Source organism: Arthrobacter castelli DSM 16402, from assembly GCF_000430705.1.
GTDB lineage: Bacteria > Actinomycetota > Actinomycetes > Actinomycetales > Micrococcaceae > Arthrobacter_C > Arthrobacter_C castelli.
This window is the reverse complement of sequence record NZ_AUMN01000028.1, coordinates 42224-59029: the sequence shown is the minus strand read 5'-3', so window position 1 is coordinate 59029 and position 16806 is coordinate 42224. Positions and strand designations below refer to the sequence as shown.

Below are 16806 nucleotides of genomic sequence, written 5' to 3'. Positions count from 1 at the left end.
CGCCCACCGGCCGGTGACGATGCCGGGGATGGTTTTCCGTATCACGGTGTGCCGAAGAATGTTCTCGTCCCCGGCGGTGAAGAGGCCTTGGATCGGGGGTGTGTGCCGTCGACGGTGGTGGTCGATCACGGCAAGCAGTATGTGTCTGATCATGTGATTGGTGCCTGCGCCCGGCTGGGGATTAATGTGCAGCCGGCGATTCCGCATAAGCCGACGGACAAACCGGCAGTGGAGCGGTTCTTCAGGACACTGCGGGAATCGTTCCTGCAGCACCTGCCTGCCTATAAGGGCCCGGACGTCTATTCACGTGGTAAGGATATCGAGGATCAGGCGTACTTGTTGGTCACGGAGATGGAGCAGCTGATCCGCGAATGGGTCGGGACCGTCTATCACGGAACGAAGCACTCGAGCCTGCAACTGCCCGACCTGCCGGGGATGTTCTTCTCCCCGGCGGAGTTGTTCGATATCGGCCGGGCCCGCACCGGTGTGCTGCGGCTTCCCGCCCGGCCGGAATTGGCCTATGAGTTCCTGCAGGTGCACTGGCGGACCATCCAGCATTACGGGGTGGAGGTCAAGGGCCAGATTTATAACGGGCCGGGACTGAATGGGTACCGGAACATCAAGTCCGCCTACCGCGGCCGTCACGCCGGCAAGTGGCCCTTCTTCTACGACGCCCACGACATCCGCCAGATCTACTTCCGCGACCCCGAGACCGGTGACTGGTCGGCACTGGAGTGGCAGTTCGCCCAGGGGCTGGATGCACCATTCAGCCAGGACGCGGCGGACTATGCTAAGACGGTTGCCATCCGGGAAAACCGTCACGTGGACCCGCATGAGGCGGTCGGTCAGCTGCTGGCCAGTTGGGCCAAGGGTGAGGTCGGCAGCCGCCGCGACCGATCACTGGCGCGCCGGCTCAGCGCCCAACGCACCACCGACCCGTCCCTCGACGACGAAAGCCGGCACGACGGCAAGGATCGTGAGGATGCACGCGTGGCGGCCTCCTATCCCGGTGTCATTGACTTGTTGAGCAGGCGCAGCCCGAAGAAACCTGAACCGGCCGGCAATCCGACCGGGCAGGAGGATGATGAGGGGTTGGATGTGTTTGAGAGGTATTACCGGGATCATCCCGAGGGCGGGTTGGAGTTCATGGAATGAGCACCAACATCTGGTCCCGTTGGTTGCGGGATAATCACCCGCGGGGGTTGGGGTTTTCCCATCGGTCGGGGTGGTTCGCCTTCGCCGAAGATCAGTCCCGCCGCCCGTTGCGGCGGTTGTCGATGGCGGAACTGTCGAAGCTGGGGGAGGAGGAGCGGGAGGATTATGATGAGTGCCGCCGGGTATGGAATGTGAATATGCCGGTGATCCGCACCCACCAACTGACCGCGGTGGTCAGTGTGTTGGATCAGGTGATGTATTCCAATGCCCGCGACGGCGGCCGGATCAAAGGCGGTGTCGCGATCGATGCTCCCCCGGGGTTGGGCAAGACCACGATCGCGGCCACCTACGCCCGACGTTTCCACCGCCGGCAGATCCGCCGACTGGGTGAGAGGACTTCGGCGGGGCATCAGCGGGTGCCGGTGGTGTTTGTGTCGTTGGCGGCGAATATGACATTGAAGTCGTTGAACCGGCAGATCGTGGAGTTTTACGGGCATCCGGCTATTGAGAAGCTCACGGCGGCGAAACTCGCCTCACTGGCCACCGAATATGTGGGCCGATGCGAGACGGGTCTGATCGTGGTTGATGATCTGCATTTTGTGGATTTCCGCCACCGGATGGGGGTGGAGGTGAGTAATCATTTGAAGTGGCTGGCCAACGAACTGCCGGTCACTTTCCTCTATACCGGCGTCGGATTAGCCTCGAAGGCGTTCTTCAATGAGGGGATGACCGGTGAGGGGGCGGCGATGGCGCAGACGGCGAGGCGGACGACGTTGTGCCCGGTCGAACCTTTTACCATCACCACTGATGCCGGGGCGAGGGCCTGGTCCGACGTGCTGGCCGCCATTGAGCAGCACATCATTCTCGCCGATGCCCGGGCCGGGATGCTCACTGATCATGCGGAGCTGATGTTCGAGCGGACGCAGGGTCATATCGCCTCGCTGGTGTCGCTGGTGGACCGGTGCTGTTTTATGGCCATCAACGGTGGCGCGGAGTCGATCACGCCGGCGATGATCCGTTCAACGGCACTGGATAATGCTGCGGCTCGCGCCACCGCCTGAACCAGCCGAGCCAGCCGAGCCAGTCGAGTCAGCCGACAGAGGCGACGCCGGCGCTGGCGCTGTTGACGGGGTGGTGCCCGCAGCGGACACGGGACCGTGGCCATTACGGATCGAGCCGCTCGAGGGGGAAACGTTCGGCAGCTGGCTGCGGGCCATGGCCGGGATCTATCAGTCGGATCCGAAGACCATCGCCCAGGCCATGGGCCTGCCCATCAGGAAGCAGAATCTGGATACCTTCCACCGCGCGGCCGCCCGGGACGGGTGGCATCCCGCTGCGGCCACCGGCCACCCCACCTCGCTGATCCGCTCCATGGGCGAGGCCTGGTTCCGGCCCGTCCTGACCTCCTACATTCTCCGGACCCATGAGGCGGTGCTGGGCCCGGCCAGGCCGGGCAGCTCCTTCTGCCCGGCATGTTTGCAGGCGAATCATGGGCGGTGGCTGGCGGATTGGCTCCACCCGCTGGCGGTAATCTGCCCGGCCCACCACCTCCGGCTGGAAACTGTCTGCCCCGCCTGCGGGCAGCGTCCGTGGCGGGGCACGGCCTGGCTGTGGACCCGGGCACCGGGACCAGTATGCGCCGGCACCATCATCACGCACCAGGATGGGCGGCGGCGCACCCGCCGCTGCGGATACGACCTGCGCCAATCCGATCCGATGCCCGTAGACGATCCTCAGGCGGCCGCTGGCCAGCGAGCCCTGTTGCAGCTGTCGCGAAATGCAGACCGGTGCCCCCACGCAAAGACCACTTGGTTCGGCACCGAGGTGATCAACCGCGAAGCCTTCGCCCACTACCTGAGAATCGTCGAATCCCTCGACGGATTCACCCTCAAACCCACTCCGAGCCAGGCAGGGTCCGCCGTCCGGATCAGGGCAGCCAACCTGCTATCCAAACTCGCCGCCGGACACCGGCGCCTGATCGAGACCATCACCACCATCAACGCCGTCACCAGACTGCCCACAGCAGTTGCCACCCTGAAGCCGCCGCCGGTGGCACGGACGATGGTGGCCGCGGCGCGCAGTGTGCACCTGGCCGACCGGGTCCCGGCCGGATTCTTCCCCGACATCCTCGACACCTTCGACCTCGGAGACTGCACGTTGAACCGGATCGGCTTGGCTGTGCTGACCGTCAGGCTCGGCACCGGCGAATCATGGTCCCGCACCGGCAACCGCCTCGGCCTGCAATACAAAGACCACCTGCGCATCCCAGCCTGGTGGCACAAGATTCAAGAACAACACGACACCACAGCCATCACCACAACCCTGCAACGCCTGGCAGCCTGTTTGAGGGACGCCGAGGAGCCCATCGACTACGGACGACTGCGCCGCGAAGCAGCCCACCCATCCTTCTTCAACACCACCACGAATACTGGCGACGATTTCCGCGGCAGGCAAGGCAATGTGCTGCTGCAGCAGTGGGCAGACCACGCCGGCGGCGACCCCCACTTCCCACCAGCGGCCTATCAACACCTCTGTTGAATCGAAATCCTGGAGTGCTTGGCATTCCGGTTTTTACTGGCTGGTCCAGGTTGAGAATGTACCGCCTCCATCGGTCGAAACGAGGATGTCTTGCTCTGTGGCGATCCAGATTTGCAACTGCCCGTCGGCGAGGTTGGTGGCAGCCATGGCGCGGGCCTCAGTGTCGATGCTGCCGGCCCGGTGCCAGGTGAGGCCTGCGTCGTCGCTGGTGTAGACAATGCCGTCGGGGCTGACACCGGCCGCCGACTGTGAGGAGGCGAAGTCGGTTAAATAAAGCAATGGGGCGTCCGGAACCTTGGTCCAGGTGGTTCCGCCGTCGGTGGACCGTTTGACTCTCTCTTCGGTGGCGGCAAGGACCGTTTGTCCTTCGGCTGTGCCGGACAGGTCAGCGGGTTGAATATTGGTGTTCGACATTGACCAGCTCTGCCCGTTCTTGCTGGTTCGAATCGCTCCGTCAAAGCCGACGACGCCGTCTTCGGTGTAGGTCAGTGAGTGGAAGTCGGACTGGCCCTGCCGGGAGAGGGGTTGCCAGCTTTGGCCGCCGTCGGTGGATTCGATCAGTCCGACCGGGTTGGGCAGCTGGACGCCGTCACCAGGGTGCCCGGAGGCATAGAAGTGGCCGGGCTCGCCGGTGGTGGTGAAGCCCATCAGGTCGATGGATGGACTGATGACTTCGATGGGATCGGCAGACATGTTATACAGGCCGGCGTGGGTGGCCAGTAGCACGGTATGTCCGCCGTCCTGGACGGCCATACCGTGTATGTGGGCTTCCGGGTACGTTGGGGCTGATGATGCGCTACTGCAGCCGGTTGCCAGCAGGACAGTGGCGGTAGCAACGGACACAGCGGTTTTACGGGATGCCGTGAAGGCAAATTTGCGTGTGGGCAAGAGAATTCTCTCCAGAGTCAGGACAAGGCTGCCACGAACGAAAACGATCGTGGCAGCCCCATCACGGGATGATCATGGCGATTCAGTACTTAGAGGGTGCCGAGCAATTCGTTCATTCTGTCGATTTCGGCCTTTTGTGCCTTGATCATCTTTTTGGCCAGATTGATGGCTTCGGGGTTGGTTCCGATCTTGACCTCGTGTTGCGCCATGGTGACTGCGCCCTTGTGGTGTTCGATCATGTGGGACAGGAACAGCTTGGCGGCGTTCTTGCCTTCGGCGTCCTTGAGCTGTTGCATCTGCTTGCCGGACATCATGCCCTCCATCTGTTCCGAAGACATATCCTTCATGGGTTCCATGCCACCCGTGCTGTGATCGCCAATGGGGGCCGGTTCTCCCCAGGCTTTGAGCCAACTGGTCATCGTTTCGATTTCCGGGCCCTGGGCTTCCTTGATCTGTTTGGCCAAGTCGTTGACCTTCGGATCAATGTTCTCTTTGTCCAGGATGATGTTGCTCATCGTCACCGCTTGACTGTGGTGGACGGTCATCATTTTTGCGAACACCACGTCGGCCTTGTTGTGTTTGGCTGATACGTCGGGGCTTCCGTCTCCGGCGGAGGCCTCGCTGGTTGGTGCCGCGGATTGTTCGGTTCCCATGGTGTTGTGATCCATGCCCTGTGTTTGTCCTGCGTCGTCGGTACCGCAGCCGGTCAAGGCGATGGCTGTGGCCAGCACTGCGGCGCTCAAGGGGAAGATTTTCTTCATGGTAGAGACGTCCTTCATCAAAGTGATTGTCTGTGTCGACAGCCGTGTAGCCGGTGCCGCTGAGGCACCACTTGGTCTCATACGGCCGTATCGTTGCGTCCGCCCGGTTGCGGTTAGCACCCGGGACGGGACATAGCGATTTTTAGGTCCGGCTGATCGACAGTTCCACCAGGGAAGGTGTCCTCGCGGCGGCACTCGTCCAGGCCAGTACGGATCGGACCCTCCATACGGCGAGGTGGAGGCGGAGGGGGATCGCGGTTGGTGGAACCAACAGCGTCAGAGTAAGCAGTACGAGGGCGAGCATGCAGGTGGCCATGGCCGCATCCATGGAACCGCATCCATGGCCGCATTGGCCTCCGGGATCGTGGTTCGGCTCCGATACAGCATCACCGGGCGGGAGGTGGTGTTCCGCGGTCGACTCTATTGTGGTGGAGTGCCCGGCAGGGGAGGCGGCAGCGTTGGCTCCGTGGCCGCCGAGCCAAACGTGCATTGCGAGAATCCCGAGAATCAGTGCGGGCAGCACCATGATCAACGGTGCCCGAGGCAACCGCCGACCATCAAAGTGCGCGACGCGCCTACTTCGCATTGAGTACCTTTTCGGACTTAAGCCCGGCCAGCCCGACAGTGGAGACGGACATCCGGAATGGAGCGTCCAACCTGTAAGGCCGATAAACCACAGTGAATGGAAATGACGACTCTATTGTATCCGGTGGCCCGGACTAGGTTCTGCCTCATCTCCGGTAGTCCGCCCCGGGCCGTACTACCCCGGACGGCATTGGGGTCGTTGCCGGTTGTGGTGGCCTTGGCCGCTTCGATTGGCACCTCGTTCGTGTTTCCTCTTGGAGCGATTAGCGTTCGCCGATGTACGCAGGGTCGTGTCACTGTCCTCGGTGGCCGACCTTATGAGGGTGTGCGGCGGTCCCGGCAGAGCCGGTCACAGGCGTGAGAAACCTCGGCGAGGACTATCAGCACCACGGTCCAGTGTCCGACCTGTCGTTGTACCACCGCCTTCAGCGTGGCGCTCACAGTGCCGTCCCGGCCATTGCCGTATCGCCGGCGGCGTCAATCTGCGAGGATGTGGCGCCGCTGGCAATAAAGGGACGCAGCCGGTTGACGGCACGGGCCCCGCCTACCCCAACTGCGCCGGTGATCCGGTCTTCGGCATCGAAGAAGGACACCGCGAAGCGCGGAGCACCCACCTCTCCCAGAACGAGTTGCTCCCTCGTGCTGCCCGAGGCCGTTCCTACGATGGTGAGCTTGGTGCCGTGTACGTAGGTGCTATAACTGCTGGGCGATTCGGCGGGCGGCGGCGCCGAGGGCCGGTCGCCCAAATCGTTGAGGATAGTTGTGGCAGCGGTCCGACCCTGGGACAGGGCAGCTCCCCAGTGTTCGACGCGGACAGGTATCCCATTGGGGCCGGGTGCAGCCGCTGCGTCTCCGGCTGCATAGACTCCCGGCACTCCGTCGACGCGGTGGTGTCCGTCGACGATGATGGCACCGGGGCGCGGCCCGTCCTGGAGTCGAACGCCAGCATCGGCCAGCCACTGGGTGGCTGGTGTAACGCCGAAAGCGGTCAGCACGAGGTCAACCTCACGCTGGCTTCCGCTGTCCAACGTCACCTGCAGGTTGTTCCCGATGGTCTGTACCGCCGAAACAGCGGTCCGGGTGCGGAAATCGGCGCCGGCGGCCGCGTGCGCTTCGGCCACCCACCGGGCAACGGTTTGGCCCAGGTGGTTCTGCATCGGCAATGGCGACGGGTCGGTGAGGGTGACATCGGCCCCGGCGGCCAGGAGGATGCCGGCCGTTTCCGTGCCGATGAGTCCGGCACCGGCGATGAGCACACGCCGCGATGTGTCCTCCAGCATGGCCCGCAACCGCTGCGTGTCGGCCAGATTGCGAAGACTGAGCACCCGGTTGGAGGAAGCATCGCCGATAATAGAGCCGGGCAGGTTACGGGGGGTCGCTCCCGGGGCCAGCAATATCGCGTCGGCTGCAATGGATGTGCCGTCGTCGAGCTGTACGGAGCGGTCTGCGGTGTCCAGTCTGACTGCTGTGCGCCCGATCCGCCAGTGCACCCCCGGCATGTCCATTCCGGGCATGGCGATGTCTTCGGCGCTGACTGCACCGGAGAGCAGCCCCTTGTTCACGGTGGTGCGGTTGTAGGGCAGCCGGTTCTCGGCACCGACGACCACAACTTCAAGGTTTAGCTCCGACTGGTGCAACACCTGCGCGGCCGCACTTCCGGCGGCTCCGCCGCCGATGATCACTATTTGTTTTGAATCCATGACGCTTCCTCGCTAACAGTACGGGGGAGGGGTACTTGGAAAATATACCTTAGGGGGGTATGGTGTGTACACCCGGGGGGTACCCGGGATCCCTTATTCGAAAGGAACACCCGCTATGGCGAGCAACAGCTACTCAGTCCAGGGCATGACCTGCGATCACTGCGCCACCTCAGTCACCGAGGAAGTAACCAAGATCTCGGGAGTCAACGACGTCTCGGTGGATGTGGCCGCCGGCAGGCTGACGATCAACAGCGACAACCCCATCGCCGACGACGCGGTGACCGAGGCCGTCGAGGAAGCCGGGTACGAGGTAGTCGCCAGCGGCTAATCCTCGGCTAATCCGCCCCGGGCCTGGCAGGGGGAACCCCGCCGGGCCCGGCAGGCCCATACAGATTCCTGTGTTGTCGCACCGGGCGGTAACCCAAATCCGAAAGGCAACAAGCAAATGCGTACTCCAGTCAAACTGGGCGCTTACGGTGGAGCCCTTGCCGTGGTTTTCGCCGCAGCGCTTGGGACAGGCAGCGTGATCGGCAGCCCGATAGCCCCCGCGGACGAAATGCACACCTCTAACGAGAGCCGCGGCTCCGCCCCGCCCCCGCCGGCCGATGGGCACGGTGGTACTCATAGCCCCAAGACAGCCCAGGCTGCCGCCAGCGACTCACTGCCCGGTGGCCTCATGGTCTCCGCGAACGGATACACCCTTGAGGCGGAATCCGGCCTTCTTCCCGCCGGGTCAGGTGTCGAACTGAACTTCCGCATCATTGGCCAGAACGGCGAACCGGTCACCGCCTATGAACAAAGCCACGACAAGAAGATGCACGTGATCGCGGTCCGCAGTGACACCACCGGGTTCCAACACGTTCATCCGGAACTATCCGATGATGGTACCTGGAGCGTTCCTCTCGATTTGGCCCCGGGAACCTGGCGGGTCTTCGCCGACTTCGTTCCGGCAACCGGCGGAACAGCTGGCGAAACGGTTACCCTCGGCGTCGACGTAGAGGTGGCCGGCAAGTATGTGCCCGAAGAGTTGCCTGCCCCGTCGGGCACCGCCACAGTAGGGGACTATACCGTCGCCTTGGACGGAGAGTTGGTGCCGGGGAAGAAAACCGAACTCACCCTCTCGGTCAGCCGCAATGGTGAACCAGTGACTGATCTGCAGCCCTATCTGGCCGCCTATGGCCACCTCGTTGCCCTGCGATCCGGGGATCTGGCCTACCTGCACGTGCACCCGGCCGGCACCCCGGCAGACGGTGAGACCGAGCCGGGCCCGGACATCACCTTCTATGCCACCGCACCTTCGGCCGGAGACTACCGGCTGTATCTGAATTTCCGGCACAACGGCGTGGTCCGTACCGCGGAGTTCACTGTGACCGCTGACCGCGCGGACACTTCCGCCGATACCGGCGGCGACCACGAAGACATGAGCGACGAGAACCATTCGCACTGACGGTCAGTCTCTCAGTGCCGAATCAGCCCCATGAAGGAGGAACCATGAGCACCATTCCGGACAGCATCCGGCAAGAGCCGGCCAACGCGGGCCAGATTGAACTGGCCATCAGCGGCATGACCTGCGCCTCGTGTGCCAACCGCATCGAAAAGCGATTGAACAAACTTGACGGCGTCACCGCATCGGTCAACTATGCGACCGAAAAGGCTAAAGTCACATTCGGCGCCGATATCGGCGGCGACGACCTGGTCGCTGAGGTGGAGAAGGCCGGCTACACCGCCAACCTGCCCCAGCCCAAAAACACTGAGCACGGTGACGGCCCGGGTGATGATGCTGCCGGGCAGGGACCGGATGAGTTGACGGTTCTGCGCAACCGCCTGGTCATGAGCACCGTGCTCTCCGTGCCGGTGATCGCCATGGCGATGATTCCTGCGCTGCAGTTCACCTACTGGCAGTGGCTCTCCTTCGCGATGGCCGCCCCGGTGCTGGTGTGGGCGGCGCTGCCCTTCCACAAAGCAGCATGGGCGAACTTGAAACACGGCACGGCGACCATGGACACATTGATTTCGATGGGCACCATCGCCGCCTTCACCTGGTCGACATACGCACTGTTCCTCGGGGAGGCTGGACAGCCGGGGATGACCCACCCCTTCGAGCTGTCCATCGCCCGAACGGATGGCAGCGCCAACATCTACTTGGAAGTAGCTGCCGGAGTCACCACCTTCATCCTGGCCGGCCGGTACTTTGAGGCCCGGTCCAAGCGCCGCGCCGGCTCCGCCCTGCGCGCCCTGCTCGAACTGGGCGCCAAAGAAGTCTCAGTGCTGCGGGACGGACCGGCGGGTAAGAGCGAGGAACGCATCGCCGTCGACGCCCTGAGCGTCGGAGACGAATTCATTGTCCGGCCGGGAGAAAAAATAGCCACCGACGGCGTCATCACCGAAGGCTCTTCTGCCATCGATGGCTCCATGCTCACCGGTGAATCGGTACCCGTCGAGGTGGTGCCCGGCGACAACGTCACCGGCGCCACCGTCAATGTGGGCGGGCGCTTGCTCGTCCGTGCCAGTCGTGTCGGTTCCGACACCCAACTGGCGCAAATGGCCCGCATGGTCGAGGACGCCCAAAACGGCAAGGCACAGGCCCAGCGGCTCGCCGACCGGATTTCGGGCATCTTTGTGCCCATCGTGATCGCTTTGGCAGCTGCGACCCTCGGCTACTGGCTCGGTACCGGAAGCGGGGCCGAGTACGCCTTCACAGCTGCGGTCGCGGTGCTCATCATCGCCTGCCCCTGCGCCCTCGGCCTGGCCACCCCGACCGCCCTGCTGGTCGGGACCGGCCGCGGGGCACAGCTGGGCATCATCATCAAGGGCCCTGAAGTACTGGAATCCACCCGCAAAGTGGACACCATCGTGCTGGATAAGACCGGAACCGTCACCACCGGACGGATGACGCTGCTGGACGTGGTGGCCGCCGCCGGCGAAGACCGGACCGAGGTCCTGCGGCTGGCCGGGGCGCTCGAGAACGCCTCCGAGCACCCCATTGCCCAGGCCGTTGCCAAGGGGGCCACTGAGGAGACCGGCGATCTGCCCGCTGTGGAGCACTTCAAGAACCTGGAAGGACTCGGGGTCCAGGGTGAAATCGACGGACACGCGGTGATGGTCGGGCGTCCCCGGCTGCTGACGGACCGGTCGCAGCCACTTCCCGCGGAATTGGAGCGGGCCAAAGCCGACGCCGAGACGGAGGGCCGCACAGCTGTGGCCATCGGATGGGATGGCGCCGCCCGCGCAATATTGGTCGTCGCCGATGCGATCAAGGACACCAGCGCAGAGGCGATCACCCGGTTCAAGCAGCTCCGGCTGACCCCCGTCCTGTTGACCGGCGACAACGAAACCGTCGCCCGTTCTGTCGCCTCACAGGTAAGCATCGAGCAGGTCATCGCCGAAGTGCTGCCACAGGATAAGGTCAATGTCATCAAACGGCTGCAGGACGAGGGCAAGACCGTGGCAATGGTCGGCGATGGCGTCAATGACGCAGCCGCCCTGGCGCAAGCAGACCTCGGCCTGGCCATGGGAACCGGAACGGACGTGGCCATCGAAGCCTCCGACCTGACCCTGGTGCGTGGAGACCTGCGGGCGGCAGCCGACGCCATCCGGCTGTCCCGACGGACCCTGGGCACGATCAAAGGGAACTTGTTCTGGGCCTTCGCCTACAACGTCGCCGCGCTGCCGTTGGCTGCAGCCGGGTTGCTCAACCCGATGCTCGCCGGAGCGGCCATGGCCTTCTCATCGGTGTTCGTCGTGTCCAACAGCCTCCGACTGCGCGGGTTCAAGGCAGCCAACCAGTCTGCCGAGACGGGCACGAAGCCGACTTCAGCAGGCAGCAAGCCCTCGACGGTGCCCGCCTGAACACCCACGCAGATCCACGTGGGCAAAATACGGAGCTCAAGCGCTGACGTCTCCTCCGATTCCACAGCACGTCTGAAGCATCACTAGCACCTGCAACGAGCCTTCCCCCGCATTTACAACCCCTGAAGGAGCAGCATGCCACGCTTTGCCCGACTCACGCCCGATACGGCGGTTGGCGCCTCTCGTGATCTCTTGTCCGAGCTGATCTCCCGGCATGGCCAGGTTGGAGACATGGTTTCCACGATGGCGCACTCACCGGCCCTCCTGGGTGGTTACCTGCAGCTCAGCCGTGCCATGAAGCGCGCCAAGCTTAGCCGCCAGCTCAGCGAACGTATCTCGATCGCAGTCCAAACCCAACAGGGATGCCGGCTGTGCCTCGAATCGCACATCGATGCTGCCCGCGCTGTGGGAGTCAACGACCAAGAGATCGAACGCGCCGGTGCGGGCACCTCCGCCGATCCGGCGATTGCGGCGATCATCGCCCTGGCGGTTCAGGTTTACCGCGAACCGGTTGCCATCACCGACGAGCAGATCGCCGCGCTGCGCACACACGGCTACAAGGACCGCGAGATCGCCGATGTCGTCGGCATTGTGGCACTGAACATCCTCACGGGCGCGTTCAATCTTGTCGTCGGACTCAAACCGGAACAGTAGATACCCGGGGCATAGGGCTCAATGCCGGCCCGGACTCCGGTCGTCCACACACGACCACACCAGGAGGGCGGTCAATCATGGGAGCAGAACATAATCACGGGCCAGGACCGGAGGAGGCAGCGGCGAGACCTGACTTTAGACGGAAGCTGACTATCGCCTTCGCGCTCGTCTTCTCTATCGTCCTGGCACAGGGTATCGGGGCGGCGGCTACCGGCAGTCTTGCCCTCGTCGTTGATGTTGTTCATTCGTTGACCGATTCCATCGGCCTTCTGATGGCGTTGGTCGCGGCAATGCTGATGGTTCGCCCGCCCGACAGCAAACGCACCTGGGGATTCCGGCGCATCGAGGTCCTCGCTGCACTCGGGCAGGCGGTGCTCCTGGCTGGCGTCAGCGTCTATGCGTTTGTCGAAGCCGTGGAGCGCTGGTCCAACCCGCCCGAGGTGGCGGGGCCGGAACTTCTGATGTTCGGCGTCATTGCGCTGGTTCTCAATGTTGGTGCCGCTTTTGTGCTCGCCTCCAGCCGTGGTGCGAATTTCAACATGCGTGCCGCGTTCCTGGAAGTGCTCATGGATGCGCTCGGAACCATTGCTGTCATCGTCTCAGCCCTGCTCATAATGACCACTGGGTTCCAGCGGGCGGATACTATCGCGGCCGTCGTCATTGCCCTGATGATTATTCCCCGTGCGGTGCTGCTGATCCGCGAAACGTTGGCCGTTCTGATGGAGTTCACCCCGAAGGGCTTCGATCTGGACGAGGTTCGGGCCCACATCCTGAAACTCGATCACGTTCAAGGGGTTCACGACCTGCACGCCTCAACGGTCGCGACGGGCCTTCCCACGCTGTCCGCGCACATCGTCCTGGATGATGAGTGCTTCGAAGATGGACACGCCCCGGAAATTCTGGAAACCGCCCGCCAGTGTGTAGCTGGGCACTTCGACGTCGCGATCGAACACACCACGCTTCAGCTGGAGACGAAGCACCTGCGCGATCACGAACCTGCAGAGGTGGTCCACCCCTGAGCCGCGGCCAGCACGTTGGGCACCGCGCCCCGGCCATTAACGTTCGTCTGTGGCCGGTCAACGTTCAGCGGTCAGCGGGTCGCCTTACAGGGCAGTTATCACCTCGATACGCAGGACCAGGTGCTGCCGGGCTGCGTTCAGGACCGGACCAGTCGGGCAATGGCGTCGGAGGCTTCCTTCAGCTTGACCTGGGCTTCTTCTCCGCCGGTGGTTGCGGCCTCCAGCACGCAGTGGCTCATGTGGTCATCGAGCAGTGCCAGGGACACCGACTCGAGGGCCCTGGTCATCGCAGAAACCTGGGTGAGAATGTCGATGCAGTACTTTTCGTCGTGAACCATGTTCTGCAGCCCGCGGGCTTGGCCTTCGATGCGCTTGAGCCGCCTGAGATACTCTTCCTTGCTCGACATATAACCATGGGTACCACCCTCTGGTGCCGTGGTCGATGGAGCCACCTGTTGTGCCGTCATCTGTTTGGGTCCTTCGCTGTGCGTCTGAGTGGGGGTGGACCGCAGCCGCGGCCCGAGCATAAAGGCTACCCCCCTATGGTATCAAACGGCATTACGACGGCTCACTGAACGGCCTGTGCTCCGGCTCAAACATCACATCGGCATTGCCCCGCACACGGCGATTGGCCGGCCTTGCTACGGATACCCCCTTACGGTATGGTCACGAAGTGGACGGAGAGGAGCTGATTATGGGACATCACCATCACCGCGTACCCGACGGCGCTGGGGTGCACGACGCGGACGAAGTCGCCGAATGCCCGGTAATGAAAGGCACGCAGGTCATTAAAGCGGACGCTGAAGAGGAGGGTTTGGTGCGGGACTATCACGGAAGGCGCTACTACCTGTGCTGCGATACCTGCGCTCCCATGTTCGACGCCGACCCGGACCTGTACACGGCAACGTAGCCTGTGCCGCCGCTGTCGTAACGACGGCGGAGGCAGGCTGCGTGCACCTGTAGGCGACGCCCGCTTAAACCCTCCAGCTGGCCGCCCGACAAGACAAGGAGACAGAGATGGCCGCCGTCGTTTCACTGCTCGTGGCAGTGCTGGCTCTGATACTGGGCTTGTACGGTGTCTCGATGGCCTTCCGGATAGCCAGGAAACCGGTTGACGTCCTGCCCTACGAGTCGGGATCCCTGCCACAGCAGCACGCCTTCTCCCGGTATCACGTTCGCTGGTATGCGGTGACCCTGCTGTTTTTAGCCTTCGATATGGAAATGATTTTTATGTATCCATGGGCGGTGGTTGTCGCCGATATGGGCGCCTCTGCGGTCATCGAAATGTTTGGCTTCCTGGCCATCCTCTTTGTCGGAGTGATCTACGTCTGGCGGGAAGGTGCACTGCGGTGGAGCTGATGAACCGGTTGCGGCATTGGGCGCTGGCTCGCCCCGGGGCGCTTATCGTTGACGCACCGGGCCATGAATCCTTGAGGTGGCAGTTGGAGGCGGCGATGGACAGTCGGGGCTGGGCCCGGGCGCTCTCGCCGGCGGAGGCAGGATTGCTGCTGACCATCGGGACGCTTCCTGCGCCACTGTCAGAGGCGGCCGATCTCTTGTGGTCGCAAATGCCGCAGCCACGACACCGACAGGCCATCGACGAGACGGGCGTGGGCGGGCAACTCGATGCCGCCGTCGCGGCGCTGAGCACACCGTCAGCATACGAGCACCATGTAGTCGGTCCGGCCGCACAGCTGTCCCAGGGGTCAGAAGCGTCACACAGGTCCGACGGGGGCCACCACGGCGGTATGCATGATCATGAAGAAAACGAGGAGGACGCTGACCCGGCTCATGAGCTAAACCACGATCACCAAAATCCGGTTCAGCACACCGGCCACGATATGGGCGGTCACGGGATGGACCATGATGGCCACGCGACGGACGAACACGACGGCCACGACGCTGGTGGTCACGAGATGGACCATTCCGATCATGAGATGGGCGGTCACGGCGGCCACGATATGGGTGGGCATGCCCATATGCACCATGGTGGTGAGGTCGCGGGACTGGCGATGGCCGGCACGGCCCCTGACCGGGACGGTCTCCAGTTGGACGAGTTGAAAGTCGCGTTGGGGCCGGTGCTGGCGGGCTGGCCGACCGGACTGGTGCTAAAGGCTTCGATGCAGGGCGATGTGCTGACCAACGTGTCATTGTCCTGGATCTGCGGTGTCGAGGACGACCACCATCTGCGCCAGGATTCCAGGCACCGCTCAACTCTCCTCCTGGTGGATGCACTCGCACAGTTCGCCCTGGTGGCCGGCTGGCCGCACGCGGCCAGACAAGCTCGCCATGCGCGCGCCGCGTTGTCCTCGGATGATCCCGATGAGAGGAGGCGAGGCCGCCGGCGTGCCCGGGCGGTGGCACAAACCATTCGCAGATCACCCTTGCTGGCCTGGTCGGTCGGTGGACTGGGTGATGACCGCGGTCATGCTGAAGAGCCAGACACCCGGCAAGCATGCAGGACCGGCGATGTCCTCGAGCGCGTCCGTGCGCTGTGCACGGTGGTGATAGGAGACGATCCTTCCATGGAGACCGTGCCCGGGGTTGGTCCAGAGGATGTCGAGTTCCTGCTCGAAGGCGCTGAACTCGCCGCGGCCAGGTTGATCGTCGCCAGCTTCATGTTTGAGACCGCCCCGACGGTAGTCCACAGCGGAGCCGGCCATGCCTGATCCGGGTGTCAGCGGGGCAGAGCCGCTGAGTCTGGCTGCCGCGTGGGGGCTGGTGCCTGCTGTGCTGGCCGTCGTTGCGGCCGCTCTGGTTCTGGGGACGGTATTCGCAATAGTGGACAATGTCGCCATCAACGGCGCCAGAGTTCGTAGTGCGGCCGAGCCGTTCCGCACATCCCTGCGGTGGTTAATCCAGCAGCGCCGGACCACACTCTCCCCGGACCGGTTGCTGTGGCGCGCCGGCATCGTGGCGGTGCCTGTTCTCGCGGTCTTGTCCCTGGCCGTCGTGCCGATCGGCGGGCGGACCTTGTTGACGACCAGTGCCGATTTAGTCTGGTTCAACGCGATGGAGGCCCTGCTGTGGGCCGCGGTGTGGCTGGTGGGGTGGGGACCCAACGCCGTGCACGCCCTGGTGGGCGGGTACCGGTTCCTGGCGCAGGGCCTGGCGTATGAGCTGCCACTGATGTTCGCGTTGATCACTGCCGGGCTTGGTGCGGATTCGCTGCGCACCACGGGCATCGTCGCTGCCCAGGAGAACCTGTGGTTTGTGGTGACCATGCCGGTGGCATTTGTGGTGTTTTTGGCCAGCGCGGCGGCGTTCACGTTTTGGGGCCCTTTCGCAGCGCCGGCCGGGGCGGACATCGCCTCGGGGGTGATATCGGAGCTTTCCGGGGTGGACCGGCTGGTGGTCCAGGCGGGGCGGGCGGTCTTCCTGGGGGCTGCGGCTGCCATGGCTGTGGCGTTGTTCCTGGGCGGCGGTGCCGGGCCGTGGCTGGGTGAGCCGGTGTGGTACCTGCTCAAAACCTTCGCCGTGATGGCCGCGGTTGCTGCGGTGGGCCGCCGCGTCCCGTTATTGCGTCCGGACCGGTTTGTAGAGTTCGCCTGGATGGTGCTGGTACCGGCAACGCTGTTGCAAACACTGATGGTGGGACTGTTGGTGATATGGGGGTTCTACCCGTGAGTGTCGGAAACTACAGGATCGGGAGCAGTC

The 16806-nt window shown here is 63.6% G+C and carries 16 protein-coding genes and 1 pseudogene; 12 read left to right on the top strand and 5 right to left on the bottom strand.

The features are described 5' to 3' along the window. The 3 genes and pseudogenes from H535_RS0119560 to H535_RS0119550 form a co-directional block, all read left to right on the top strand. Positions 1–1155: pseudogene (locus H535_RS0119560) on the top strand (DDE-type integrase/transposase/recombinase); the annotation flags it as partial. Further along, positions 1152–2216 (top strand): ATP-binding protein, encoded by a 1065-nt coding sequence (locus tag H535_RS0119555; RefSeq protein WP_035770242.1) that lies wholly within the window; start codon positions 1152–1154, stop codon positions 2214–2216. The pseudogene H535_RS0119560 and the gene H535_RS0119555, both read left to right, overlap by 4 nt. A gap of 73 nt (positions 2217–2289) precedes the next feature. Continuing rightward, entirely contained in the window at positions 2290–3693 is a 1404-nt protein-coding gene (locus H535_RS0119550) for a TniQ family protein (protein WP_162144915.1), read from the top strand. A gap of 33 nt (positions 3694–3726) precedes the next feature. Here H535_RS0119550 and H535_RS0119545 read toward each other — a convergent pair whose 3' ends face one another. The 4 genes from H535_RS0119545 to H535_RS0119530 form a co-directional block, all read right to left on the bottom strand. Beyond that, on the bottom strand, positions 3727–4536 hold the full coding sequence (locus H535_RS0119545; RefSeq protein WP_342667741.1) for a F510_1955 family glycosylhydrolase: 810 nt from the start codon (positions 4534–4536) through the stop codon (positions 3727–3729). A 134-nt stretch (positions 4537–4670) separates the two neighbouring features. Further along, positions 4671–5360, bottom strand: coding sequence for a DUF305 domain-containing protein (locus H535_RS0119540; RefSeq protein ID WP_035770239.1), 690 nt, complete (start codon positions 5358–5360; stop codon positions 4671–4673). A 124-nt stretch (positions 5361–5484) separates the two neighbouring features. Further along, positions 5485–5928: a DUF6153 family protein gene (locus H535_RS29190; RefSeq protein WP_155838792.1), complete on the bottom strand. Its 444-nt coding sequence runs from the start codon at positions 5926–5928 to the stop codon at positions 5485–5487. Positions 5929–6364: 436 nt separating this feature from the next. Beyond that, on the bottom strand, positions 6365–7627 hold the full coding sequence (locus H535_RS0119530; protein WP_026820868.1) for an NAD(P)/FAD-dependent oxidoreductase: 1263 nt from the start codon (positions 7625–7627) through the stop codon (positions 6365–6367). Between the two features lie 115 nt (positions 7628–7742). Between H535_RS0119530 and H535_RS0119525 the strand changes: the two genes are divergently transcribed. The 5 genes from H535_RS0119525 (at position 7743) to H535_RS0119505 (ending at position 13149) form a co-directional block, all read left to right on the top strand. Further along, positions 7743–7955 (top strand): heavy-metal-associated domain-containing protein, encoded by a 213-nt coding sequence (locus tag H535_RS0119525; RefSeq protein WP_026820867.1) that lies wholly within the window; start codon positions 7743–7745, stop codon positions 7953–7955. A 117-nt stretch (positions 7956–8072) separates the two neighbouring features. Next, entirely contained in the window at positions 8073–9074 is a 1002-nt protein-coding gene (locus tag H535_RS0119520) for a hypothetical protein (protein WP_026820866.1), read from the top strand. Between the two features lie 44 nt (positions 9075–9118). After that, positions 9119–11476, top strand: coding sequence for a heavy metal translocating P-type ATPase (locus H535_RS0119515; RefSeq protein ID WP_026820865.1), 2358 nt, complete (start codon positions 9119–9121; stop codon positions 11474–11476). A 135-nt stretch (positions 11477–11611) separates the two neighbouring features. Beyond that, entirely contained in the window at positions 11612–12130 is a 519-nt protein-coding gene (locus H535_RS0119510) for a carboxymuconolactone decarboxylase family protein (RefSeq protein WP_026820864.1), read from the top strand. Positions 12131–12207: 77 nt separating this feature from the next. Beyond that, on the top strand, positions 12208–13149 hold the full coding sequence (locus tag H535_RS0119505) for a cation diffusion facilitator family transporter (protein ID WP_026820863.1): 942 nt from the start codon (positions 12208–12210) through the stop codon (positions 13147–13149). A 137-nt stretch (positions 13150–13286) separates the two neighbouring features. Here the strand turns inward: H535_RS0119505 and H535_RS0119500 are convergent, their stop codons facing one another. Further along, entirely contained in the window at positions 13287–13616 is a 330-nt protein-coding gene (locus tag H535_RS0119500) for a metal-sensitive transcriptional regulator (protein WP_026820862.1), read from the bottom strand. Between the two features lie 206 nt (positions 13617–13822). Here H535_RS0119500 and H535_RS26820 point away from each other — a divergent pair, with 206 nt between their 5' ends. The 4 genes from H535_RS26820 (at position 13823) to H535_RS0119480 (ending at position 16776) form a co-directional block, all read left to right on the top strand. Further along, positions 13823–14059: a hypothetical protein gene (locus H535_RS26820; protein WP_425387303.1), complete on the top strand. Its 237-nt coding sequence runs from the start codon at positions 13823–13825 to the stop codon at positions 14057–14059. A gap of 107 nt (positions 14060–14166) precedes the next feature. Continuing rightward, positions 14167–14508 carry an NADH-quinone oxidoreductase subunit A gene (locus H535_RS0119490; RefSeq protein WP_026820861.1) on the top strand — a complete coding sequence of 114 codons (342 nt, stop codon included), beginning with the start codon at positions 14167–14169 and terminating at the stop codon, positions 14506–14508. Beyond that, the gene (locus H535_RS0119485) at positions 14499–15818 is read left to right on the top strand and encodes a hypothetical protein (protein ID WP_026820860.1); all 1320 of its coding nucleotides are present in this window, start codon (positions 14499–14501) and stop codon (positions 15816–15818) included. Before H535_RS0119490 ends, H535_RS0119485 begins: the two co-directional genes overlap by 10 nt. Continuing rightward, positions 15811–16776, top strand: a complete 966-nt coding sequence (locus H535_RS0119480) for an NADH-quinone oxidoreductase subunit H (RefSeq protein WP_026820859.1) — start codon at positions 15811–15813, stop codon at positions 16774–16776. Before H535_RS0119485 ends, H535_RS0119480 begins: the two co-directional genes overlap by 8 nt. The last annotated feature ends 30 nt before the right edge of the window (positions 16777–16806 follow it).